General features: G+C 69.4%; 26 protein-coding genes and 1 tRNA gene. 9 read left to right on the top strand and 18 right to left on the bottom strand.

Annotated elements, in window-relative coordinates; genetic code table 11:
• Positions 1-7 precede the first annotated feature (7 nt).
• The 4 genes from rpsI to JWP28_RS13335 form a co-directional block, all read right to left on the bottom strand.
• The gene (gene rpsI / locus JWP28_RS13350; protein ID WP_299543607.1) at positions 8-502 is read right to left on the bottom strand and encodes a 30S ribosomal protein S9; all 495 of its coding nucleotides are present in this window, start codon (positions 500-502) and stop codon (positions 8-10) included.
• A 2-nt stretch (positions 503-504) separates the two neighbouring features.
• Complete coding sequence (gene rplM, locus JWP28_RS13345) at positions 505-978, bottom strand: 50S ribosomal protein L13 (RefSeq protein ID WP_299543605.1); 474 nt, start codon at positions 976-978, stop codon at positions 505-507.
• 148 nt (positions 979-1126) lie between these two features.
• Positions 1127-1747 carry a cytochrome P460 family protein gene (locus JWP28_RS13340; protein WP_299543603.1) on the bottom strand — a complete coding sequence of 207 codons (621 nt, stop codon included), beginning with the start codon at positions 1745-1747 and terminating at the stop codon, positions 1127-1129.
• Positions 1748-1866: 119 nt separating this feature from the next.
• Positions 1867-2898: a COX15/CtaA family protein gene (locus JWP28_RS13335; protein ID WP_299543602.1), complete on the bottom strand. Its 1032-nt coding sequence runs from the start codon at positions 2896-2898 to the stop codon at positions 1867-1869.
• A gap of 137 nt (positions 2899-3035) precedes the next feature.
• Between JWP28_RS13335 and JWP28_RS13330 the strand changes: the two genes are divergently transcribed.
• Positions 3036-3233 (top strand): DUF2842 domain-containing protein, encoded by a 198-nt coding sequence (locus JWP28_RS13330; RefSeq protein WP_299543600.1) that lies wholly within the window; start codon positions 3036-3038, stop codon positions 3231-3233.
• A 62-nt stretch (positions 3234-3295) separates the two neighbouring features.
• Positions 3296-3372, top strand: a tRNA-Pro gene (locus tag JWP28_RS13325).
• A 41-nt stretch (positions 3373-3413) separates the two neighbouring features.
• Here the strand turns inward: JWP28_RS13325 and JWP28_RS13320 are convergent.
• The 6 genes from JWP28_RS13320 to JWP28_RS13295 all read right to left on the bottom strand — a co-directional run bounded on the left by JWP28_RS13320 (position 3414) and on the right by JWP28_RS13295 (position 7417).
• Positions 3414-3806, bottom strand: a complete 393-nt coding sequence (locus tag JWP28_RS13320) for a MerR family transcriptional regulator (protein ID WP_299543598.1) — start codon at positions 3804-3806, stop codon at positions 3414-3416.
• A gap of 23 nt (positions 3807-3829) precedes the next feature.
• Positions 3830-4135 (bottom strand): integration host factor subunit alpha, encoded by a 306-nt coding sequence (locus tag JWP28_RS13315; RefSeq protein ID WP_299543596.1) that lies wholly within the window; start codon positions 4133-4135, stop codon positions 3830-3832.
• 95 nt (positions 4136-4230) lie between these two features.
• Complete coding sequence (locus JWP28_RS13310; RefSeq protein WP_299543594.1) at positions 4231-5211, bottom strand: beta-ketoacyl-ACP synthase III; 981 nt, start codon at positions 5209-5211, stop codon at positions 4231-4233.
• Positions 5208-6278 (bottom strand): phosphate acyltransferase PlsX, encoded by a 1071-nt coding sequence (plsX, locus tag JWP28_RS13305; RefSeq protein WP_299543592.1) that lies wholly within the window; start codon positions 6276-6278, stop codon positions 5208-5210. The genes JWP28_RS13310 and plsX overlap by 4 nt, the downstream gene beginning before the upstream one ends.
• Before the next feature lie 90 nt (positions 6279-6368).
• A complete protein-coding gene (locus JWP28_RS13300; RefSeq protein WP_299543590.1) occupies positions 6369-6890 on the bottom strand; it encodes a DUF177 domain-containing protein in 522 nt (173 codons plus the stop codon).
• The gene (locus JWP28_RS13295) at positions 6887-7417 is read right to left on the bottom strand and encodes a ubiquinol-cytochrome C chaperone family protein (RefSeq protein WP_299543588.1); all 531 of its coding nucleotides are present in this window, start codon (positions 7415-7417) and stop codon (positions 6887-6889) included. Before JWP28_RS13295 ends, JWP28_RS13300 begins: the two co-directional genes overlap by 4 nt.
• A 104-nt stretch (positions 7418-7521) precedes the next feature.
• Between JWP28_RS13295 and bamE the strand changes: the two genes are divergently transcribed.
• Entirely contained in the window at positions 7522-8028 is a 507-nt protein-coding gene (gene bamE / locus JWP28_RS13290) for an outer membrane protein assembly factor BamE (RefSeq protein WP_299543586.1), read from the top strand.
• Between the two features lie 208 nt (positions 8029-8236).
• Here the strand turns inward: bamE and JWP28_RS13285 are convergent, their stop codons facing one another.
• The 4 genes from JWP28_RS13285 to JWP28_RS13270 form a co-directional block, all read right to left on the bottom strand.
• Positions 8237-10363, bottom strand: a complete 2127-nt coding sequence (locus JWP28_RS13285; RefSeq protein ID WP_299543584.1) for a sodium-translocating pyrophosphatase — start codon at positions 10361-10363, stop codon at positions 8237-8239.
• Between the two features lie 313 nt (positions 10364-10676).
• Positions 10677-11429: a pseudouridine synthase gene (locus JWP28_RS13280; protein WP_299543582.1), complete on the bottom strand. Its 753-nt coding sequence runs from the start codon at positions 11427-11429 to the stop codon at positions 10677-10679.
• Positions 11429-12484, bottom strand: a complete 1056-nt coding sequence (locus JWP28_RS13275) for a lysine-2,3-aminomutase-like protein (protein WP_299543580.1) — start codon at positions 12482-12484, stop codon at positions 11429-11431. Before JWP28_RS13275 ends, JWP28_RS13280 begins: the two co-directional genes overlap by 1 nt.
• Positions 12485-12526: 42 nt before the next feature.
• The gene (locus JWP28_RS13270; RefSeq protein WP_299543578.1) at positions 12527-12943 is read right to left on the bottom strand and encodes a DUF3597 domain-containing protein; all 417 of its coding nucleotides are present in this window, start codon (positions 12941-12943) and stop codon (positions 12527-12529) included.
• A 136-nt stretch (positions 12944-13079) separates the two neighbouring features.
• Here JWP28_RS13270 and JWP28_RS13265 point away from each other — a divergent pair, with 136 nt between their 5' ends.
• Complete coding sequence (locus JWP28_RS13265; RefSeq protein ID WP_299543576.1) at positions 13080-13679, top strand: YidB family protein; 600 nt, start codon at positions 13080-13082, stop codon at positions 13677-13679.
• 9 nt (positions 13680-13688) lie between these two features.
• Here the strand turns inward: JWP28_RS13265 and epmA are convergent, their stop codons facing one another.
• Positions 13689-14744 carry an EF-P lysine aminoacylase EpmA gene (gene epmA / locus JWP28_RS13260; protein ID WP_299543574.1) on the bottom strand — a complete coding sequence of 352 codons (1056 nt, stop codon included), beginning with the start codon at positions 14742-14744 and terminating at the stop codon, positions 13689-13691.
• A 121-nt stretch (positions 14745-14865) separates the two neighbouring features.
• On the opposite strand from epmA, the gene efp reads away from it, so the two are divergent.
• The gene (gene efp, locus JWP28_RS13255) at positions 14866-15432 is read left to right on the top strand and encodes an elongation factor P (RefSeq protein ID WP_299543573.1); all 567 of its coding nucleotides are present in this window, start codon (positions 14866-14868) and stop codon (positions 15430-15432) included.
• Here efp and JWP28_RS13250 read toward each other — a convergent pair.
• Together JWP28_RS13250 and JWP28_RS13245 are read right to left on the bottom strand one after the other, a co-directional pair.
• A complete protein-coding gene (locus JWP28_RS13250; protein WP_299543571.1) occupies positions 15408-15977 on the bottom strand; it encodes a CAP domain-containing protein in 570 nt (189 codons plus the stop codon). The two genes, efp and JWP28_RS13250, sit on opposite strands and share 25 nt — an antisense overlap.
• Positions 15978-16290: 313 nt before the next feature.
• Complete coding sequence (locus JWP28_RS13245) at positions 16291-17409, bottom strand: anhydro-N-acetylmuramic acid kinase (protein ID WP_299543569.1); 1119 nt, start codon at positions 17407-17409, stop codon at positions 16291-16293.
• 185 nt (positions 17410-17594) lie between these two features.
• On the opposite strand from JWP28_RS13245, the gene tyrS reads away from it, so the two are divergent.
• The 4 genes from tyrS to JWP28_RS13225 all read left to right on the top strand — a co-directional run bounded on the left by tyrS (position 17595) and on the right by JWP28_RS13225 (position 21089).
• Positions 17595-18917 (top strand): tyrosine--tRNA ligase, encoded by a 1323-nt coding sequence (gene tyrS / locus JWP28_RS13240; protein WP_299543567.1) that lies wholly within the window; start codon positions 17595-17597, stop codon positions 18915-18917.
• Between the two features lie 11 nt (positions 18918-18928).
• Positions 18929-19390, top strand: a complete 462-nt coding sequence (locus JWP28_RS13235; RefSeq protein ID WP_299543565.1) for a peroxiredoxin — start codon at positions 18929-18931, stop codon at positions 19388-19390.
• 138 nt (positions 19391-19528) lie between these two features.
• A complete protein-coding gene (locus JWP28_RS13230) occupies positions 19529-20683 on the top strand; it encodes a M23 family metallopeptidase (protein ID WP_299543563.1) in 1155 nt (384 codons plus the stop codon).
• Positions 20664-21089, top strand: coding sequence for a polymer-forming cytoskeletal protein (locus tag JWP28_RS13225; RefSeq protein WP_299543560.1), 426 nt, complete (start codon positions 20664-20666; stop codon positions 21087-21089). Before JWP28_RS13230 ends, JWP28_RS13225 begins: the two co-directional genes overlap by 20 nt.
• Positions 21090-21101: 12 nt before the next feature.
• Here the strand turns inward: JWP28_RS13225 and JWP28_RS13220 are convergent.
• On the bottom strand, positions 21102-21732 hold a 631-nt coding region (locus JWP28_RS13220; RefSeq protein WP_299543558.1), incomplete at its 5' end, for a peptide chain release factor-like protein.

Genomic DNA, 21732 nt, shown 5'->3' with positions numbered 1-21732 from the left:
CTCGGTCTTAGCGCTTCGAGAACTGGAAGCTGCGTCGGGCCTTGGCCTTGCCGTACTTCTTGCGCTCCACCACGCGGCTGTCGCGGGTGAGCAGGCCGTGCGGCTTCAGCACGGCGCGGAGCTCGGGCTCGTAATAGGTGAGCGCCTTGGAGATCCCGTGGCGGATCGCACCGGCCTGGCCGGAGAGGCCCGAGCCCTGCACGGAGACGACCACGTCGAACTGGCCCGCGCGGTCGGCGAGCTCCATCGGCTGGGCGATCATCATCCGCAGCACGGGACGCGCGAAATAGACCTCCTGGTCGCGGCCGTTGATGGTGATCTTGCCCTTGCCGGGCTTGATCCAGACGCGGGCGATGGCGTTCTTGCGCTTGCCGGTGGCGTAGGAGCGGCCTTGGGCGTCGACCTTGCGCTCGTGGACGACGACGTCCTCGGCCGCCTGGGTGCCCAGGCCCTTCAGGGCGTCGAAACCGGTGGGAGCTTCGGGGGTGTTGGCTTCCGACATGCTTACGCGCTCCGCACGTTCTTGGCGTTCAGCTCGGCGAACGCGATGGTCTCGGGGTTCTGGGCGGCGTGCGGGTGCTCGGCGCTGTTGTAGACGCGCAGGTGCGTCAGCTGCTTGCGGGCCAGGGGGCTTTCCTTGGGCAGCATGCGCTCGACGGCCTTCTCGAGCACGCGCTCCGGGAAGCGGCCGTCGAGGATCTGGCCGGCGGTGCGCTGCTTGACGCCGCCCGGGTGGCCGGTGTGCCAGTAGTAGATCTTGTCGCTGAGCTTCTTGCCGGTGAACTTCACCTTGTCGGCGTTGACCACGACGACGAAGTCGCCGCAGTCCACGTGCGGGGTGTAGTCGGGGCGATGCTTGCCGCGAAGACGGTTGGCGATGAAGGTCGCGAGGCGGCCGACCACGGCGTTCTCGGCGTCGATCACGATCCACTTCTTCTCGACCTCGGCGGGCTTCAGCGAAGCCGTGGTCTTCATCATGGGAAACTCATCCGGATCTTGGGCCGGAGCAAAGGGGCCCCGGCGTGAGCGGGCGCATATGCCGACAATGCCGACAGCTGTCAACACACGCCGGACAGCTTATAGCTATCCCATTGAAAATAGACGAGTTAATTGATACGGTAATATATTACCGCTTCTCGTTCTTGGCCTGGGCTTCCTCGGCCAGGTAGGCGACGCTGAGTGTCTTCATCTCCTGCGCCTTGGGCAGCAGGGTCGGGTAAAACTGCACGAAGGTGGTGTCCACCGCGGCGTGCTGCTCGTGGCAGACGTTGCAGGGCGAATTCTGCGGCAGGGCGGACGCCGGCGCGTCGCCGTTCAGCGGGAAGAAGGCCCAGCCGCTCTTGAAGCGGGCGACGTCCTTGACGTGGGCCTCGGCGCCCACCTTGGCGGTCTGGAACTGGCCGACCTTGTTGATCGAACCCCGGCCCTGCCCTTTGCGCACCTCCAGCACCATGATGGTCTTGTCCGGCCAGGTCCCGGTCTTCTGGAAGGCGGCGTAAGCGGCCGGATCGACGAACACCGAGTCGAACAGGTGCTGCGACGGCTCCGCGCCCTCCACATAGGCCATGTCCATGCCGGTCGAGAGGTAGATCCAGGTGCGGTAGTCCTTGGGGACCACCAGCTTGCCGTCGGCGGTGTAGGCGACGGCCGGGGCCGCGACCTGCGCCCGCGAAACCGCCGTCGCGGCAAGTCCGCCCGCCACGGCGACGGCTATGGCCGCCAAAAAGATCCGAACCCGCGATCGCATGTCTCAACCCCCAGATGCACGCCCAGTGCATGGCGGTTGTGAGCTGCCCGGACGGGCTTCGCAATGACGAGAAACCGGCGATTTCGGACACGATCCGGAGCGACCGGATCGGCGGCGATCTAGATCCGCCGCACCCGCCAGGCGAAGGCCACCGCGAGGCCCAGCGTCAGGGCCGCGGTCAGCTGGTGGACGAGGCTGAGGCCCAGCGGCGCGCGGGCCATCAGGGTGGCGATCCCCAGCGAGGCCTGCACGGCGACCAGCACGGCGACGCCGGCCGCCAGCTGCTTGGACTCCTGCGCCAGGTAGTTCGACCGCCAGGCGCCGATGGCCAGGCCGATCGCCGCGACCAGCAGCAGATAGGCGGCCAGCCGGTGGTGCAGTTGCACCGCGCCCTGGCTGTGCGCCAGCGTCGCCCAGAGGCCGCGGCCCGCGTAGTCCTGCGGGACGAGGCGGCCGGCGAACAGCGGCCAGTCGTTGTAGACGAGGCCCGCATGGTTCCCCGCCACCAGGGCCCCCAGCAGGATCTGGACGTAGATCAGCGCCAGGAGCGCCAGGGCGCGGCCGCCCCAGGGGCTGGGCAGGGTCTGGCGCGCCCAGCCGGCCCAGGCGTCCAGCGCTGTCCAGATCAGCGCGCCCAGCAGGGCGAAGGCCAGGCCCAGGTGGATCATCAGCCGCTCGGGGGCGACGTAGACCCGTTCCGAAAGCCCGCTCGCCACCATCCACCAGCCGACCAGGCCTTGCAGCCCGCCCAGCACGAAGAGGCCGGCCAGCCGCCAGAACAGCCGGCGCGGGATCTCGCGGCGCACCGCGAACCACAGCAGGGGCACGGCGAACACCACGCCGAGCAGGCGGCCCAGCAGCCGGTGCGACCACTCCCACCAGTAGATGAAGCGGAACTGGTCGAGCGTCATGGTCGGATTGACGAAGCGGAACTGCGGGATCGCCCGGTAGCGCGCGAACTCCGCCTGCCAGTCGGCGAGACTCAGCGGCGGCAGGACGCCGGAGATCGGCCGCCACTGGGTGATCGACAGCCCCGACCCCGTCAGCCGCGTCACCCCGCCCACCAGCACCATGGCCAGCACCAGCGCGGCCACGGCGAGCAGCCAGATCGCCACGGCGCGGGAGCGGTCGGAACGCAGGAACGAGGTCATCGGGCGGGCGTGGGGGCGGGCATAGCGGGCGGGACCGGGCGTCAATCAGGCTGAACTTTGTCGCGGCCTACCTCGGAACGGCCCGCCCGTCCACGCTTGCGCTTTCACGAGCGGCCGGCGGCGGCTAAGCACGCCCGATGAACCCGCGCCTGCGCAAACTCATCGGCCTGGTCGGCATCCTGGCCTTCCTGCTGTTCTACGTCGGCCTGGTGATCCGCGCCGCGCAGTACGTCCCCGACCACGGCCCCTGGCAGTTCGCCTTCTACGCGCTCGCCGGCGTCTGCTGGGGCGTGCCGATCCTGCCGCTCATCTCGTGGATGAACCGGGGGCGGTAGCCGTTTTCGGGATTGCGGCGACGATGATCGCCCGCCTATAAGGCGCGCTCGCCGCGAGGCGTCGGAGCGTAGCGCAGCCTGGTAGCGCACTTGACTGGGGGTCAAGGGGTCGCAGGTTCAAATCCTGTCGCTCCGACCATTCGCCGATCATCCCCCAAAATGTGATCGTCATGACGAGCTTTAGGGCTTGAGCAGGGCGTCGAGCCGCTGCTTGGCGGTCTCGAGGTCGCCGAGCGCCGCGAGGAGGCCGTCTCGGCCGGCGGCCGGCGCTGCCGCTCCAGCCGAAGCGGGCGAGATCCCCTCCCCGTCGCCGGCGCTGACCAGGCGGCGCAGGCCTTCTTCGCGGTGCAGGCGCTGGACGCCCTTGATAGTGTAGCCCTCGTCGTGCAGCAGGCGCCTCACCCCGCGCAGGACCGTGATGTCGGAGGGGCGGTAGAATCGGCGGCCGCCGGCGCGCTTCATGGGGCGGATGAAGGCGAACTTGGTTTCCCAGAACCGCAGCACATGCTGTGGCACGTGAAGCTCGTCCGCCGCTTCGGAGATGGTCCGAAAGGCTTCCGGGCCCTTGGCCACGGTCTAGAGCGCCCCCACCGCAGCTATCCTCGGCCCAGGGCGCGGTCGACTCGCGCCTTCATGACCTGCGAGGCGCGGAAGCCGATCACCCGGCGCGGCTCGATGGCGGCAGGCTCGCCGGTCTTGGGGTTGCGCCCCATGCGCGCGCGCTTGGCGCGGACCTGGAAGACGCCGAACCCGGAGAGCTTGACCTGATGCCCCTTCTCCAGGGCGACGGCCATCAGCTCGAGCACGCGCTCGACCAGCTCGCCGCAATCCTGGCGGGTCAGGCCCACTTCCTCGTGGACCGCCTCACAGAGATCGGCCCGCGTAACCGTCGCGCCCTTCATGCTCTCCCGTTCCCCCGTCGCGATACCGTCAACGTGCCCTGATTGTCCTATCTCGTCAAAGACTTCAAGCATCGGATTGCTCGTTGCGGTTAAGCCTATAGCCGAAGAACGCAGGCGCCCCAGGTCAGGCCGCCGCCCATCGCCTCCAGCAGCAGCATGTTCCCGGGCTTGATCCGCCCGTCGCGGACCCCCTGGTCCAGCGCCAGCGGGATGGAGGCCGCCGAGGTGTTGGCGTGCCGGTCGAGGGTGGTGATCACCTTGGCCTCGTCGATGCCGAGCCGGCGGGCGACGCCCTGCAGGATGCGCAGGTTGGCCTGATGGGGCACGAACCAGTCGACGCTGGACACCTCGATGCCCGCGTCGGCGGCGGCCGCCGTCACGGCCTCGGAGATGTTCACCACCGCGTGGCGGAACACCTGGTTGCCCTGCATCCTAAGCTTGCCGACCTGGCCGTTGGTGGAGGGGCCGCCGTCGACGAACAGCAGCTCCTGCTTGGTCCCGTCGGCGCGCAGGGCGAAGCCCAGCAGGCCGCGGTCGGCGGTAGTCCCCTCGCCCGCGCGCGGTTCCACGACGACCGCGCCGGCCCCGTCGCCGAACAGCACGCAGGTGCCGCGGTCGGTCCAGTCCATCAGCCGGGTCATGGTCTCGGCCCCGATCACCAGGGCGCATTGCGAGCGGTTGCGGGCCACGAAGCCGTCGGCGACCGACAGCGCATAGACGAAGCCCGAGCAGACCGCCTGCACATCGAAGGCGATCCCCACCGGGCAACCCAGCTTGCGCTGCACGATGGTCGCGACCGCCGGAAAGGTCAGGTCGGCGGTGGTGGTGGCGACGATGATCAAGTCCACCTCGTCGGGCGTGCGGCCCGCCGCCTCCAGGGCCCGGCGCGCGGCGGCGACCGCGAGATCGGAGACCGGCTGGTCGTCGGCCGCCTGGTGGCGCTGGCGGATGCCGGTGCGCTCGACGATCCATTCGTCGGAGGTGTCCACGAACTTGGCGAGGTCGTCGTTGGTCACCACGCGGTCGGGCAGATAGCCGCCGACGCCGGTCACCGCGCTACGCAGCACGCTCGTCACTCGCGAACTCCTTGGGCGACCTCTGCAGCAGGCGCGGGCGAGGGCTCGGCAAGCGCATCCGGAAGCCGTCTCATATTCCGTTCTATCTCGGCGGAGAAGTCGCTGCGGGCCAGGTCCGCGGCGAGCCGGATCGCGCCTGCGAAATCGCGGTCGCTGGCCCCGCCATGGCACTTCAGCACGATGCCGTTCAGGCCCAGCAACGGGGCGGCGGGCGTCGGGGTCAGCCGCTCGCGGAACCGCATCAGCGCCGACCGCGCGAGGATGGCGCCCAGCGTCGCGGTCAGGCCGGAGGTCAGCGCGTTGCGCAGCTCGGCGTTGATGAACCGGGCGGCGCCCTCCATGGCCTTCAGCGCCACGTTGCCGGTGAAGCCGTCGGTGACGATCACGTCCACGGCGCCGCGGGTGATGTCGTCGCCCTCCACGAAGCCGCGGTAGTCGAGGTCGATCTTGCCCTCGCGCAGCACGCGGTTGGCCTCGCGCACCTCCTCGTGGCCCTTCATCTCCTCGGAGCCGACGTTCAGCAGGCCGACGGTGGGCCGGGGCACGCCGTGCGCGGCGCGGTGGTAGGCCTCGCCCATGATGGCGAACTCCACCAGCCGTTCGGCGTCGCAGTCGATGTTGGCGCCCACGTCGAGGAAGGTGGTGACCGAACGCGCGGTCGGGATGCTGGTGACCAGGGCGGGGCGCTCCAGGTCGGCGCTCATCCGCAGGATCAGCTTGGAGATCGCCATCAGGGCGCCGGTGTTGCCGGCCGAGACCGCCGCCACGGCCTGGCCGTCGCGCACCGCCTCCACGGCGTTCCACATCGAGGTGCCCTTGCCGCGGCGTAGCGCCTGGGCAGGCTTTTCGTCCATGCCGATCACCCGCTCGGCGTGGCGGATTTCCACCCGGCGGGCGGCCCCCGGCTGCTTGGCCAGGCCCGCGGCGATCACCTTCTCGTCACCGTGCAGCAGGAAGCGCACGGTTTCCGGCAAGGCCGAGATCGCGCGCACGACGGCCGGGATCACCACGGGCGGTCCGTGGTCACCGCCCATGGCGTCGATGGAAATCACCAGTGGCTGGGTCAAGACGGCGCTTTGGTCCTTCGACGGGTCCCGCCGGATTCGCCGGGGACGATAGCGCCGGGGCTCGGCAATGCAAACAAGGCCTTAAACGCGCTAGGGTTCGCCGCCCTTCAGTTTCCTGAGCACGGCGAAGGGCGATTCCGGCCCGTCGGGGGGCGTGTAGTCGAACTCCACGCCCGGCTTGCGCGCGAAGGGGTCGATCTCCAGCGCCAGGTGCTCGACCACATAGGCCGCCAGGTCGATGGTGTCGCCCTCCAGCACGTCCGGGGGATCGGGCGCCTCGGGGTCGTACTCCAGCTCCCCGCCGCTGGTCTCCGGAGCCTGTGGGCTGCCGGCGGGCACGACGCGGACTTCGATCGCGCCTGCCAGCGGATGTTCGAAGGGATCAAGCGAGACCGCGCAGATCTGCTCCACCACGGCCTCGAATCGCCCGGTGATCTCCGCGCCGTCGAGCCAGGGCTTCACGGTCAGTTGCGCGCTCAGCGCCGGCAGCGTCTCCAGGCCCAGGTCGTGAGCGATCTTGGCCCGCTCCGCGGCGTCGGGTTCCAGCCGGACGCTCAAGGCCCCACGGCCGAGCTCGTGCAGCCGGACAGGGGTGGTCCAGGCCTTGCTCATGGCTGCGCCCAGTCGACCTCGCCGGCCAGCAGGCGCTCCAGCGGCTGCCCGGCGAGCGCGGCGCGCTGCGCCAGGATGTAAGCCACGAGCCGCGGCGCGGGCGTGACCTCGGCGTCCGCATAGACCGTGCGGGTCAGCAGCGCCTGCAGGGCCCCGGTGTCCGGCAAGGTCGCGAAGGCGGTCTCATAGGACTTGCCGCGTCCGTAGAAGGCCTCGCCGAGCTTGCGCATCTTGCGGCCCACCGCCAGGTCGCCGACGCCCATTTCCCGCAGCGCGTGGTCGAGGCCCTTCACGTAGGTGTCGAACAGGCTCTGGGAGACTTCGCTCGCGGCCTCGCCCTGCCCGCGCAGCCGGTCCAGCAGCAGGACCACGTGCAGGCTGTAGATCTCGAACCGCCCCTCCACCGTGTCGGGGGCGCCGAACTGCGAATAGAGCGCGGGACTGCGCGACTGCTCAACGGCCCGGCCGTAGAGCGCGCGGCCGGCGGCGAGCGCCGGGCGAGGTCGAAACAGACGGTCCAGCAGCATGACGCCTCGATTTCGCCCGATCCGTTCCATAAGTCGCATTGAACTAAGGGCCGGGCGACGATAGGTCAAAGGCCTGAAGCGCAAAGAGCAGGTTCAAGCCGCATATGTCCTCACGAGCCGCCTTCGCCGTCCTCGCCGCCGGCCTGCTGATTCCGGCCGCCGCCGCCAGCCTTTCGGCCTGCGCGCCGATCACCAGCTATTCCGGCTTCCAGGCCATCGAGTCCGATCCCAAGGAAGTGAAGATCGGCACCGACACCAAGTCGACCGTCCGCGGCCGCCTGGGCTCGCCCTCGGCCACCGGCGCCTTCGACCCCAACACATGGTTCTACATGAACCAGCTGAAGTCCCGCGTGGCGTTCAAGCGCCCCGAGGTAATCGCCCGCAGCGTGACCGCGATCACCTTCAACAAGGACTCCGAGACGGTCGAGAGCGTCAACAGCTACACGCTGAAGGACGGCAAGGTCATCGCCTTCAACGGCCGCGAGACCCCGACCCGCGGGCGCGAGCTGACCATCCTCGAACAGATCCTGGGCAACGTCGGCCGCGGCTCGATGCTTCCGCAGGAAGACGAAGGCGTCCCCGGCAACCGCCCGGGCGACCGGCGGAACTAGGGTCATCATCCCTCCTCTTTAGGGGAGGGACAGGCCGCGCAAGCGGCCAGGGTGGGGAAGTGGCGACTCTCAACTTGGCCCACACACCCCCACCCGTCCCGAGCTGCGCTCGGTTCACCCTCCCCTAAAGAGGAGGGATGGGGCTCAGAATCAAAAACGCCCCGGAGATCGCTCTCCGGGGCGTTTTCGTCTCAGGCTGTGACAGCGATCAGTGGATCACGCCGTGGGCCAGGACCGCCAGCAGCAGCAGGGCTACGATGTTGGTGATCTTGATCATCGGGTTCACGGCGGGACCCGAGGTGTCCTTGTAGGGGTCGCCGACGGTGTCGCCGGTCACCGCGGCCTTGTGCGCCTCGGAGCCCTTGCCGCCGTAGTGGCCCTCTTCGATCAGCTTCTTGGCGTTGTCCCACGCCCCGCCGCCCGAGGTCATCGAGATGGCGACGAAGAGACCGGTGACGATCACTCCCATCAGCATCGCGCCCAGCGAGGCGAAGGCGTCGACCTTGCCGGCGATGGCCTTGATGACGAAGAACAGCAGGATCGGGCTGACCACCGGCAGCAGGCTCGGCACGATCATCTCCTTGATCGCCGCGGAGGTCAGGATGGAGACGGCGCGGCCGTATTCCGGCTTCACCTCGCCGGTCATGATCCCGGGGTTCTCACGGAACTGGCGGCGGACTTCCGCCACCACCGACTCCGCCGCCCGGCCCACCGCGGTCATCGCCAGGCCGCCGAACAGGAACGGCAACAGGCCGCCGAACAGCAGGCCGACGACCACGTAGGGGCTCGAGAGGTCGAAGGCGACCGGGCCGAGGCCGTCGAAGAACGACCCCGGCGCGGCGTTGGCCGAGAAGAACTTCAGGTCCTCGGTGTAGGCCGCGAACAGCACCAGGGCGCCCAGCGCCGCGGAGCCGATCGCATAGCCCTTGGTGACGGCCTTGGTGGTGTTGCCGACCGCGTCGAGGGCGTCGGTGGTGACGCGGACCTCGGCCGGGAGACCGGCCATCTCGGCGATGCCGCCGGCGTTGTCGGTCACCGGACCGAAGGCGTCGAGGGCGACGACGAAGCCGGCCAGGGACAGCATCGAGGTCACGGCGATGGCGATGCCGAACAGGCCGGCCAGGTTATAGGTGACGATGATGCCGACGATGATCGTCAGCGCCGGCAGCGCGGTGGATTCCAGCGACATCGCCAGGCCTTGGATCACGTTGGTGCCGTGACCGGAGACGCTGGCCTTGGCCACCGACTTCACCGGACGGAAGCCGGTGCCGGTGTAGTACTCGGTGATCACCACGATGGCGGCGGTGACCAGGAGGCCGGTGATGCCGCACCAGAACAGGCTCATACCGTCGAAAGTCTTGTCCCCGACCGTCATGGTGGTGGTGACCAGCGTCTTGACCACCCAGTAGATCGCACCGGCCGAAAGCACGCCGGTGATGATCAGGCCCTGGTAGAGCGCGCCCATGATGTTGTTGGACTTGCCCAGGCGCACCCCGAAGGTGCCGATGATCGAGGTGACGATGCAGACGCCGCAGATCGCCAGCGGCAGCAGCATCAGGTTGCTGACCATCTCCGTTCCGCGGAACAGGATCGCGGCCAGGAACATGGTGATGACCGTGGTCACCGCGTAGGTCTCGAACAGGTCGGCGGCCATGCCGGCGCAGTCGCCGACGTTGTCGCCCACGTTGTCGGCGATGGTCGCGGCGTTGCGGGGGTCGTCTTCCGGAATGCCGGCCTCGACCTTGCCCACCATGTCGCCGCCGACGTCGGCGCCCTTGGTGAAGATGCCGCCGCCCAGTCGGGCGAAGATGGAGATCAGCGAGGCCCCGAAGCCCAGGGCCACCATCGGCTCCAGCACGTCGCGGCTGGTGTTCTCGAGGTGCATGGGCCCGGTCAGGAAGGCGTAGTAGCCGGCCACCCCGATCAGGGCGAAACCCACCACCAGCATGCCGGTGATGGCGCCCGAGCGGAACGCCAGCGACAGGCCCTTGGCCAGGCCTTCTGACGCGGCCTGGGCCGTGCGGACGTTGGCGCGGACCGAGATCAGCATGCCGACGAAGCCCGCCGCGCCGGAGAGGATCGCCCCGGTCGCGAAGCCCGCGGCCGCCAGCGGACCGATCAGGACGAAGACGGCGATCAGGATCACCACCCCGACCGCGGCGATCGCGGTGTACTGCTTGTTCAGATAGGCCTGCGCACCCTCTTGGATGGCGGCGGCGATCTCCTGCATCTTCGCGTTCCCGGGCGAGGCCCGGAGCAGCGAGGCGGTCTGCACGGCGCCGTAAAGCACCGCAAGCAGGCCGGCGGCAATCACCAGCATCAGCGTAAGACTCATTTCGTGCGCACCCCTTTACGATCGCGCGGAGGAGGATCGACGGCCGCGTGACCCCGCGGCCCCCGCTCGTTCCCTGCCCCAAATTTCCCAAGAACCGGAGCGCGCCCTCTTCGCGGCCCCGGACAAGAGGCGGGAAAGTGCCAAAGTTGGCCGGTGCGCGCAACCTGCGCCGCAGGAGGGGTCTCAGGGGCTGGTCGGCGGCTAGACCCTGATCGGTTCAGATCGACGCGATCTGAATCGTTAATCAGGGTCTACACTTTGAATTTAGCGCACTATTCAGCGGTCAGGCGATTCCGCCTGACCCCATCGTGCTCTAGCCGCCGATCAGGGCGGCGCGCTCCTCGGGCGCCAGCACCCGCCACTTGCCTTCCGCCAGGTCGCCGAGCTGCAGGCTGCCGATACGGATGCGGACCAGGTCCATGACGTGCAGGCCGACCAGTTCGCACATGCGGCGGATCTGGCGGTTGCGGCCTTCCTTGAGGACGAAGCGCAGCTCCTGCCCCTGCACCACGCTGACCTTGGCGGGCTTCAGCTGGCGGCCGTCCATGGTCAGGCCATGGCAGAGGCGGCCGATCTTCTCCGGCGTGATCTTGCCGGTGACCCGGACCAGGTACTCCTTCTCCAGGTCGGACTCGGGCCCGATGATCGCCTTGGCCAGGACGCCGTCCTCGGAGAGCAGCAGCAGGCCGCGGCTGTCCATGTCGAGGCGGCCGAGCGGGGCCAGGCGGGTGTCGCGGTCGGGGATCGAGGGGCTTTCGCCGACCAGGGTGGCGCGGGTGAGCAGGCGCACGGCGGGGGTCTGGCCGGGCTCCGGCTGGGCGGAGACGATGCCCATGGGCTTGTGCAGCACGACGCTGAGCGGGGCCGCGCTATCGCTGTCGACCAGCACCAGGGTCTGGCCCGGCAGGATCTTGCGGCCGGCGTCGGCGACGGTCTCGCCGTCGATGGAGACCAGGCCCCGCTCGATCAGGCCCTCGGCCTCGCGGCGGGAACAGACGCCGTTCTGGGCCAGCCACTTGTTGACCCGCTGCGGCTCGGCCTCGTCGTAGCGGCGCGTCCAGGCCATCAGGCAGACTTGTCTGCAGAAGATCGGGGCGGATAGACGTGGCGGCGGCCGGCGGGATCCTCGACGCAGCCCTCCGCCAGGTAACCCGGACCCACCGGCACCTTCCCGTGGCCCCCGGGGATGTCGAGGATATAGGTCGGCTGGCAGAGGCCGGAGACGGCGCCGCGCATGGCCCGCATCAGCCCCTGGCCCTGCTCGATCGAGGTCCGCAGGTGCGACGTCCCCGGGGCGAGGTCGGCGTGATGCAGGTAGTAGGGCTTGATCCGCGTCTCCACGAGAGCGCGCATCAGGGCGGTCAGGGTCTCCGGGTCGTCGTTGACCCCGGCCAGCAGCACGGTCTGGCCGAGCATGGGGATGCCTGCGTCGACGATCCTGGCGCAGGCGGCGCGGGCGGCCGGCGTCAGCTCGCGGGCGTGGTTGGCGTGCAGGGCGACATAGACAGCCTTGCCGGGCGCCTGCAGCGCCGCCACCAGTTCGTCGGTGACCGTCTCCGGCTCGACCGCGGGCACGCGGGTGTGAAAGCGGACGACCTTCACGTGGTCGATCTGCGAGAGCCGGCGCATCACGTCGCGGAGCCGGCGCGGCGACAGGATGAAGGGATCGCCGCCGGTGACGATCACCTCCCAGATGTGCGGCCGCTCGGCGATGTAGGCCATCGCCGCGTCGAGGGCGGCCGGCGACAGCGGGCGCAGGCCTTCGGGCCCCACCATCTCGCGGCGGAAGCAGAAGCGGCAATAGACCGCGCAGGCGTGGTTGAGCTTGAGCAGGCAGCGGTCGCGATAGCGGTGGACGACGCCTTCCACCGGCGAATGGGCGAAGTCGCCGACAGGATCGGCCGACTCCTCGGGACGCAACTCCATTTCCGCGTCGCTAGGGACGAACTGGCGGGCGATCGGGTCGTCCGGATCGGCGGGGTCCATGAGGTCCGCCATGGAGGGCGTGATGGCGACGGCGTACTGGGTCGCGATCCGCTCCAGCGCCGCCAGACGATCCGGCGCGACCAAGCCGGCGACGGCGAGCGAGGCTGGGGTTCGAAGAGTCTTGACCGGGGTCATGCGGGCGGTATGGCGCCCGCCGGCCCCGGCCGCAACGCGGGGTTAGACGGCCCGCAAACTGTCGGGGACCAGGCCGCCGTTGTCAGCCAGCTTCTGCATCACCGCCTGGTGCAGCGCCACATTCTCCTCGTCGGAGCCGTCGGCGCCGGCGTGGACGCCAAGCTCCTCGGCGAGTTGCTTGCGAGCCTGCAGGCCGGAGTCGAGGTCGAGAAGCTTCAGCAGGTCGACGATTGACGTGCGCCAATTGCCGCCGTCGCCCTTGAACTCCGCCATCGTAACCAGCACCCCCTCGACATCGACCTGCGGGAGCGAGGAGGCCGGGGCGGCCGACTGGGCGGCCGACTGGGCGGCGGGCTGAGCCGCGGTCGCCACGGCCGGCTGAGGCTGCGCCTGAGGCGCGGCTTGGGCGGCGGCGGGATGATGGAAGATCTTGTCCATGATGCTGCTGAAGACGCCCATCGGAGGCTCCTGAACGACGTTATTGGAACGATCCTCAACCCACGGGGCGCCCGCCCGTTCCGGCCCTCACGCAGAAGGGAACGACTGGGCGCCCCGCCGGTTGGAATGCGCGGGGACCTTTCTTGAGGACATGGACATGGCGTTGCTGGATCAGATTCTTGGAAGCGTGGGCGGCGCTCGCTCACAGGGCGCTCCGCAACCGGGTCTGGGCGGCACGGTGGCGGCCGGGGTGATGCTCGCGCTGCTGGTCAAGGCGGTTCGGAGCTACGAGGCTTCCCATGGCGCCGCGGCCGAGAACCGAAGCTTCGATCCGCGGGACCAGCAGCCCAGCGGCGCCACACCCGGCCAGATGCCGCAATCCGCCGGCGGCGGGCTGCTGGGCGGCCTTAGCGGCCTGCTCGGCGGCGGCGGCCTCGCCGGCGTGCTGGGCAGCCTTGGCGGGGCCGGGGCGCTGGGCGCGCTGATCGACCATTTCCAGCAGAAAGGCTACGGCCAGCAGGTGAATTCCTGGGTCCAGCACGGCGCCAACCAGCCGCTCGCGCCGCCGCAGGTGGCCGATGCGCTGGGCGAAGGCGCCGTGCAGGCGCTGCAACAGCAGACCGGGATGCCGCGCGACGCGCTGCTCACTGACCTCGCCCACGTGCTGCCGCAGGCCGTGGACGAGGTGACGCCGAACGGCCGCCCGCCGAGCGACGAAGAACTGCATCAGATCGCCACGCGGCCGCCGACGCGTTGACCCGCGCGCTCAGGACGTCTCAGCGACAGGCGCCCACAGCACCTGCTCGATGCGGCTCGCGCCGGCAGCCAGCATGACCAGGCGGTCGAGGCCGAGCGCGCCGCCGCTCGCCTGTGGCATCTGCGCCAGCGCCGTCAGGAAGTCCTCGTCGATGGGATAGCGTTCGCCGTAGACACGGGCCTTCTCGGCCATCTCGGCTTCGAAGCGGCGGCGCTGTTCGGCCGCATCGGTGAGTTCGCCGAAGCAGTTGGCCAGCTCCACGCCGCAGGCATAGAGCTCGAAGCGCTCGGCGACGCGCGGGTCGGCGGCCTTGGGCCGGGCGAGCGCGGCCTCGCCGACCGGATATTCGCAGAGGATAGTGGCCCGGTCGCGGCCGAGATTCGGCTCAACCTTCTCCACCAGCACCCGGCTGAACACGTCGGCCCAGGTGTCGTCGGGCGCGACCCGGATCCCCTGGCCGGCAGCCGCGGCGGCCAGCCCGTCACGGTCCGTGGCGCCGTCGGCCTGGACGGTGGCGAGCAGGTCGATCCCGGCGAAACGCTCGAAGGCCTCGGCCAGGGTCACTCGCTCCGGCTCAGCGAGCGGATCGACGCTACGGCCTTTGAAGCTGAGCACGCCGGCGCCGGCCGCCTCCGCCGCGACCGCCAGCAGGCTCGCGCAGTCGGCCATCAGCGTCTCGTAGGTTTCGCCGGCCCGATACCATTCCAGCAGTGTGAACTCCGGATGGTGCAGCGGTCCGCGCTCGCGGTTGCGCCAGACGCGGGCGAGCTCGAAAGTCCGGGTCTCGCCGGCGGCCAGCAGCTTCTTGGCGGCGAACTCCGGCGAGGTGCGCAGGTAGAGCGGGGTCCGCCCGCCGGCGTGGCCTACGGCTTCGGTGGCGAAGGCATGCAGGTGCGCTTCATTGCCCGGCGAGACCTGCAGGCCCGGCGTCTCGACCTCCACGAACTCGCGGGCCTCGAACCAGGCGCGGACGGCGGCGGTGATGCGGTTGCGGGCCAGCAGGAACGGCCGGCGGTCGGCGTGCCGGCCGGGACTCCACCAGGGCGAGGCTTGGTCTTCGGGCAAGGCGTGCGACCGGTGGGGGGCTGGCGATTTCGGCGCCAATCGCTATAGGGGCGCGACAACAATTTGCTTAGCGGAATCGCGCGTGATCACAGCGCGGCCGCCGTCATCGAGGGATACCGACTTGAAAGTAGCCGCCAGCTCGCTCCGCAAGGGGGCCGTCGTCGACATGGAGGGAAAGCTCTACGTCGTCCTGACTGCCGAGAACATCCATCCCGGCAAAGGCACGCCGGTGACGCAACTGAACATGCGCCGCATCTCGGACGGCGTGAAGGTGTCGGAACGCTGGCGCACCACCGAGCAGGTCGAGCGCGCCTTCGTGGACGATCGGAACTTCACCTTCCTCTACCAGGACGGCGAGGGGTTCCACTTGATGAACCCTGAGACCTACGACCAGGTCGTGGCCACCCCGGAGGTCGTCGGCGACGCGGCGATCTGGCTGCAGGACGGGATGACGGTGACGCTCTCGACGCACGAGGGCGTGCCCATCGCGCTGGAGCTTCCGCGCCTTGTGACCCTCGACATCGTCGAGACGGAGCCGGCGGTGAAGAACCAGACCGCCTCGTCCTCCTACAAGCCGGCCATCCTCAGCAACGGCGCGCGGATCATGGTGCCGCCCTATATCGCCGCCGGCACGCGCGTCGTGATCCTCACCGAGGACGGCTCCTACCAGGAACGCGCCAAGGACTGAGGACTGGCGGCGCGGCCGAGCAACTGCCCGCCCGCGAAGTCGATGACGCACATCGATCCGTAGACCGCGTGCGGGCCGCAGCTGACGCCGCCCGCCTGGAACCCGGCCCCGAAGATGTTCGCCCGGTGGCCCCGGTCCGGGACGCCCTTGTCGACGATAAGGCGGCGGACGACTTCGCGGGCGTTCTGCTCGCCGTACTCACCGTAGTAGATGTCTTCGCCGGCGAGGCTGGCGCCCATCACGTGCGAGCGCAGGCGGCGGGCGAACTCGCCATGGCCCACCTGTCCGCTGGCGCCCTGGGCCGCCACGTGGTCCGCAGCCGCCGCGTCCAGCCGCGGGTCGCGGCTGAGCGGCTCCAACGGAGCCTGGCGCTCCAGGAACTCGATGGCCTCCGCGAGCGCGTTCGGGTCGGCGTCGTCGCCGGCCTCCTGGCGCGCGGTCACCCGCTGGATCTGCAGGCTGCGCGCATACTGGGCGGGATGCTGCCGCGCCTGATTGAGCTCGGCCAGCACCGCGTCGTCGACCTGGCTGGCGCACGCGGCCACAGGCGCCGCGACCGCCACAAGAAAAGCGGAGACGGTAAACAGAATCCCAACACCCAGACGAAGCATTCCCGAACTCTCAGCACGTCCTGACCGGCACGCGTTGTAGAGTCAGGTTGGTAGGGAGACCGTTAATACGAGAGTAGTTAAGCATAACTCAGACTATATTCTATCAAGACGCAATATATGCTCATCATATGTACTGACACGCACCACATATAGCGCTAGTCATGGTAAACCGACGGACAGCCAGGGGGTCCGCCACGGTGAACCGAGACAAAAATTCGAGGTGGGCGACAACCGGCCGATTTGACGATCAGGGCTTCACGATCTTGCCGCCGGTCATCGGCCTCGGCACGCCGGTGGTCTTGGGGAAGCTGATGGGCAGGCCGCGGGCCGTGCGGGCGGCGAGGTAGGCGAAGGCCTCGGCCTCGATGGAGTCGCCGCGCCAGCCGTGGGTCTCAGCGGCGTTCACCGGCATGGGCAGGCGTTCGGCCAGCGCCTTCATGATCTCCGGATTGTGGCGGCCGCCGCCGGTGACCACCACTTCGCGGGGGCTCTGCCCCATCATCTCGAAGCCCACGCGCACGGCCTCGGCCATGAACGCCACCAGGGTGGCGGCGGCGTCCTCCAGCTCCAGCTTTTCCAACGGCTCGAGAGAGAAGTCGAAGCGGTCGAGGGACTTGGGCGGCGGGGCGGCGAAGTAGGGATGTCCGAGCAGGCCCGCCAGCACGCCGGCGTTCACCTGGCCGACGCTGGCGTAGCGGCCCTTGTCGTCGAAGCGCCCGGCGCCTCTCGCCTGCACCATCAGGTCGATCATGCCGTTGCCGGGGCCGGTGTCGAAGGCCGCGATCTCGTCGCCCCCAAAGTCCTTGGCCGACCAGAAGGTGACGTTGGCGACGCCGCCGATGTTCAGCACGGCCAGCGGAGCTTCGAGACCGGACGCCCGGGCGCGGGCCAGGTGGTAGATGGGGGCCAGCGGCGCCCCCTCCCCGCCCGCGGCGACGTCGGCGATGCGGAAGTCGTGGGCCACCGGGACGCCGGCCTTGGCCGCCAGCAGCGCGGCGTCGCCGAGTTGCACGGTGCGGCCGACCCGGCCTTCCCTGGGGCGCTCGTGCAGCACGGTCTGGCCGTGCATGCCGATCAGGTCGATGTCGGGCCATTTGAGGCCGTTGGCGGCCAGGAACTCCTGCGCCGCGGCGAAATGCTCCTCCGCGCCGGCCCTCGCGGCCTCGGCGAAGATGGCCGGCTCCGGCGCGCCGCGCGGCCAGGCCAGCGCCTGCTTGGTGGCCTCCAGCATGAGGTCGCGGGTGGCGTCGGTGAGCTTGCGCTCCCCGGCCGGCCCGAAGGCGGAGATGGCCTCGCCATCGGTTTCCAGCACCGCCATGTCGACGGCGTCGAGGGAGGTGCCGGTCATGAATCCCAGTACGCGCATGCAGCTTGACTGCCACGACCGCGGCGCTTAGTCAGCCGCCATGTTCGGCAAAGCCGCCCTCTCCGGCCGCTATTACCGCCTGCCCTAGCCGCAGGCGACCGACCCTTTGCGCCTGCTCTCTCCGGCCGGCGCAATTCCACCCAAACTCCAGCGCGTCGGCCTCCTTCAATTCCAAGGAGCCTGCCATGTCCCTCGAATTCCGCGACCCCGCCGTGCTAGAGCCCGGCGACCGACTTCCCGAGATCGCCGAAATGTCCGACCAGCCGTTCGAGTCCGAGTTCCTGCGCACCATGCAGGCGCGCGGGTTCATCCACCAGATCACCCATCCCGCGGAGTTGGACGCCGCGGCTAAGGCCGGTCCCATTGCGGGCTACATCGGTTTCGACGCCACCGCGCCCAGCCTGCACGTCGGCTCCCTCATTCAGATCATGATGCTGCGCCGCTTCCAGCAGGCCGGCCACAAGCCGGTCGTGGTGATGGGCGGCGGCACCACCAAGGTGGGCGATCCGACCGACAAGGACCAATCGCGCCCTCTCCTCACGGAGGCGCAGATCCAGGGCAACATCGCCACCATCAAGGGGACCTTCGAGCGGTTCCTGACCTTCGGCGACGGGCCGACCGACGCGGTCATGGTCGACAACGACACCTGGCTTTCGAAGTTCGGCTACGTGGAGTTCCTGCGCGAGTTCGGCGTGCATTTCACCATCAACCGGATGCTGGCCTTCGACAGCGTGAAGGCTAGGCTCGAGCGCGAGCAGCCGATGACCTTCCTCGAGTTCAACTACATGCTGATGCAGTCGGTGGACTTCCTGGAGCTGGAGCGGCGGCTGGGCTGCGTCCTGCAGATGGGCGGCTCCGACCAGTGGGGAAACATCGTCAACGGCGTCGAGCTGATCCGCCGGGTCGACCAGAAGCCGGCCTTCGGCCTGACCACGCCGCTGCTCTCCACCGCCTCGGGCGCCAAGATGGGCAAGACGGTGGGCGGGGCCGTGTGGCTGAACGCCGACATGCGCTCGCCGTACGACTACTGGCAGTTCTGGCGCAACACCGAGGACGCCGACGTCGGACGGTTCCTGCGGCTGTTCACCGACCTGCCGCTCGGCGAGATCGCCCTGCTGGAGGCCCTGCCGGGCGCCCAGATCAACGAGGCCAAGAAGGTGCTGGCCAACGCCGCCACGACCCTGCTCCACGGAGCCGAGGAGGCCGCCAAGGCCGCCGCGGCGGCCGAGGCCGCGTTCGAGCAGGGCCGGCTTTCCGACGACCTGCCCACCCATGAGGTACCGGCGGCGGAGCTCGAGGCGGGCATCGTGCTGGCGGCCCTGGCCGCCGACGCCGGCCTGGCGGGTTCGCGCGGCGAGGCCCGGCGGCTGGCGCAGGGCGGCGGCTTGCGGGTCAACGACAAGGCCGAGCTCGACGCCAACCGCACGGTGACCGCCGCCGATCTGGTCGAAGGCGTCGTCAAGCTCGCCGCCGGCAAGAAGAAGATCGTCCTGGTGAAACCCGTCTGAAGGAACACCCGATGAGCAAGATCACAGAGGGCGCAGCCGCCCCCGACTTCGAGCTTGAAAGCGCCGAAGGCCCGATTCGCCTGGCGGACTTCAAGGGCAAGACCCTGGTGCTCTACTTCTATCCGAAGGACGATACGACCGGCTGCACCATGGAGGGCCAGGACTTCACCGCCCTGGCGCCCGAGTTCGCCAAGGCGGGTGCGACCGTGGTGGGCGCCTCCAAGGACAGCGTGAAGAGCCACGAAAAGTTCGCCGGCAAGTACGGCCTGACCGTCCGGCTGGGCTCGGACCCGCAAGGCGGCGTCATCGAGCGGTTCGAAAGCTGGGTGGCGAAGAAGCTCTACGGGCGCGAGTACATGGGCATCGAGCGCTCGACCTTCCTGATCCGCGACGGCGTCATCCGGCGCATCTGGCGCAAGGTGAAGGTGGCCGGCCACGCCAAGGCGGTGCTGGACGCGGTTAAGGCGCTCTAAACACGCCGCGACCCGCCGTCGCACGCCGCCGCCTGGGCGAGCCATGCTTGAGCTGCGAATCGGCGCAAGGCGTCTTGCGCGCCGTTAAAATCTCATCGCATATCGCCGGGTTCAAAGGCTGGGGACCTCCGCGAACGCATGGAACGTCTGGCGCGCCTCCGCCGCTCGCTCGTCGAGCTATTCCCGGAACGCCATCTCTACGTCCGCTCGGGCGGTGAGATGAAGGGCTACGTCCTCACCCCCAGAAAGCAGATGGCCGCGGCTGCGACCCTGTCGGCCGCCGCGCTGTGGATGGGCGTCTGCAGCGCCGCCATGCTGGTCAACGCGCTCTCGGCCTCCTCGGCCGACCGCGAGATCGCCCGCACCCAGGCCAAGTACGAACGCTGGATCGCCGACCGCCAGGCGCGGCTGAACTCCGCGGTGGCCGAGCTGAACGCCGGCGGCGGCTCGAACCTGTCGCTGGCCGCGAACCTCGAAAAACGCCACGCGGCGCTGGCCATGCTGCTCACCGACATCCGCGGCGCGCCGGGCGCGGCCGAGGCGCTGACGCCGGTGATCAACCAGGCGCTGGCCTCCAGCGACAAGAATCCGGCCCACATCGTCGAGACGGTGCGGGTCAGCCAGGAGCGGCTGCTCGACGCCGCCGACAGCTTCGCCAAGAGCCGGGCCGACCGCCTGCGCCTGGCGTTCCGGCTCGCGGGGCTGACGCCGGCGGCCTACATGCCGAAGGGCGACGCGCTGGGCGGGCCGCTGATCGAGACCAAGGATCCCCGCGCGCTGGCCGCCGTGCTCGACGTCGATGAGGGCTTCGCCGACCGCATCCAGCACGCCGCCGCCGACATGAGCGAGGCCCATGCCCTGGAGCAGGCGGCCCAGGCCCTTCCCTTCGCCGAGCCGACCACCGGAACCGAGAAGTCCAGCGGCTTCGGCGTGCGCTACGACCCTTTCACCGGCCAGCCGGCCTTCCACTCCGGCCTCGACTTCGCCGGCGCCCCGATGACGGCGATCCACGCGACCGGGCCGGGCGTGGTGTCGTTCACCGGCGTCAGGTCCGGCTATGGCAACACCGTGGAGATCGACCATGGCCGCGGCTTCAAGACCCGCTATGCGCACATGGCGGTGATCTCGGTCGCCGTCGGCCAGCAGGTCGCGCTCGGCCAGCGCCTGGGCGGCATGGGCTCCACCGGCCGCTCCACCGGCACGCACCTGCACTACGAGGTGTGGGTGAACGGCCGCGCGCAGAATCCGGATCGTTTCGTCAAGGCGGGGGCCTATGTTCAGCAAGCCGACTAAACCCGTTCCCTCCAGCCGGCCCGAGAGCGCCGACGCGCCGAGCCGCAAGCCCATCGCCTGCTCGCTGATCACCGAGAACGTCAGCGTCGAGGGGGACCTGAAGAGCGACGGCGACGTGCAGCTTGACGGCGCAATACGCGGCGACCTCGACGTGGCCCACCTTTCGATCGGCGAGACCGGCCAGGTCGAGGGCGCGGTGACCGCCGAGGCCGTCGAGATCCGCGGCCGGGTGGCGGGCACGATCACCGCGCGGACCGTCAAGCTCTACGCCACCGCCCGCGTCGACGGCGACATCACCCACGGCCAGCTGTCGGTCGAGCCCGGCGCCTATTTCGCCGGCCGCAGCGTCAAGCTGGTCCCGCCGGTTCCCGAGCAGTTAAGCCTGGTCCCGGAAGCAGCGGAGTAATCTCAGGTCCGGTCAGGCGCTCTCCACCGCGTCCCGCGTCACGCCCACCCGCTGGGCGAGCGCCGCCCCCATGAAGGCGTCGAGGTCGCCGTCGAGGACGCCTTGGGTGTCGGAGGTCTCCACCTCGGTGCGCAGGTCCTTGACCATCTGGTAGGGTTGCAGGACGTAGCTGCGGATCTGGTGGCCCCAGCCGATGTCGGTCTTCTGGTCCTCCAGCGCCTGCTTGTCGGCCTCGCGCTTCTGAAGCTCCAGTTCGTAGAGCCGCGCGCGGAGCATCTTCCAGGCTTCTTCCCGGTTCTGATGCTGCGAGCGGCCGGCCTGGCAGGCGACGGCGACGCCGGTCGGGATGTGGGTCAGGCGTACCGCCGAGTCGGTCTTGTTAATGTGCTGGCCGCCAGAGCCGGAGGCCCGATAGGTGTCGGTGCGCACGTCGGCGGGATTGATGTCGATGACGATGGTGTCGTCGACCACCGGATAGACCCAGACCGAAGCAAAGCTGGTGTGGCGCTTGGCGGCGCTGTCGAACGGCGAGATGCGCACCAAGCGGTGGACGCCGGCCTCGGTCTTCAGCCAGCCGTAGGCGTTGGGCCCCTTGACCTGCAGGGTCGCCGACTTGATCCCCGCCTGGTCGCCAGAGGTCTCT

This window comes from Phenylobacterium sp. (genome assembly GCF_028290885.1).
Classification (GTDB): domain Bacteria; phylum Pseudomonadota; class Alphaproteobacteria; order Caulobacterales; family Caulobacteraceae; genus Phenylobacterium.
Note: the sequence above shows the minus strand (reverse complement) of the source record. Positions and strands in the feature narration are given on the sequence as shown.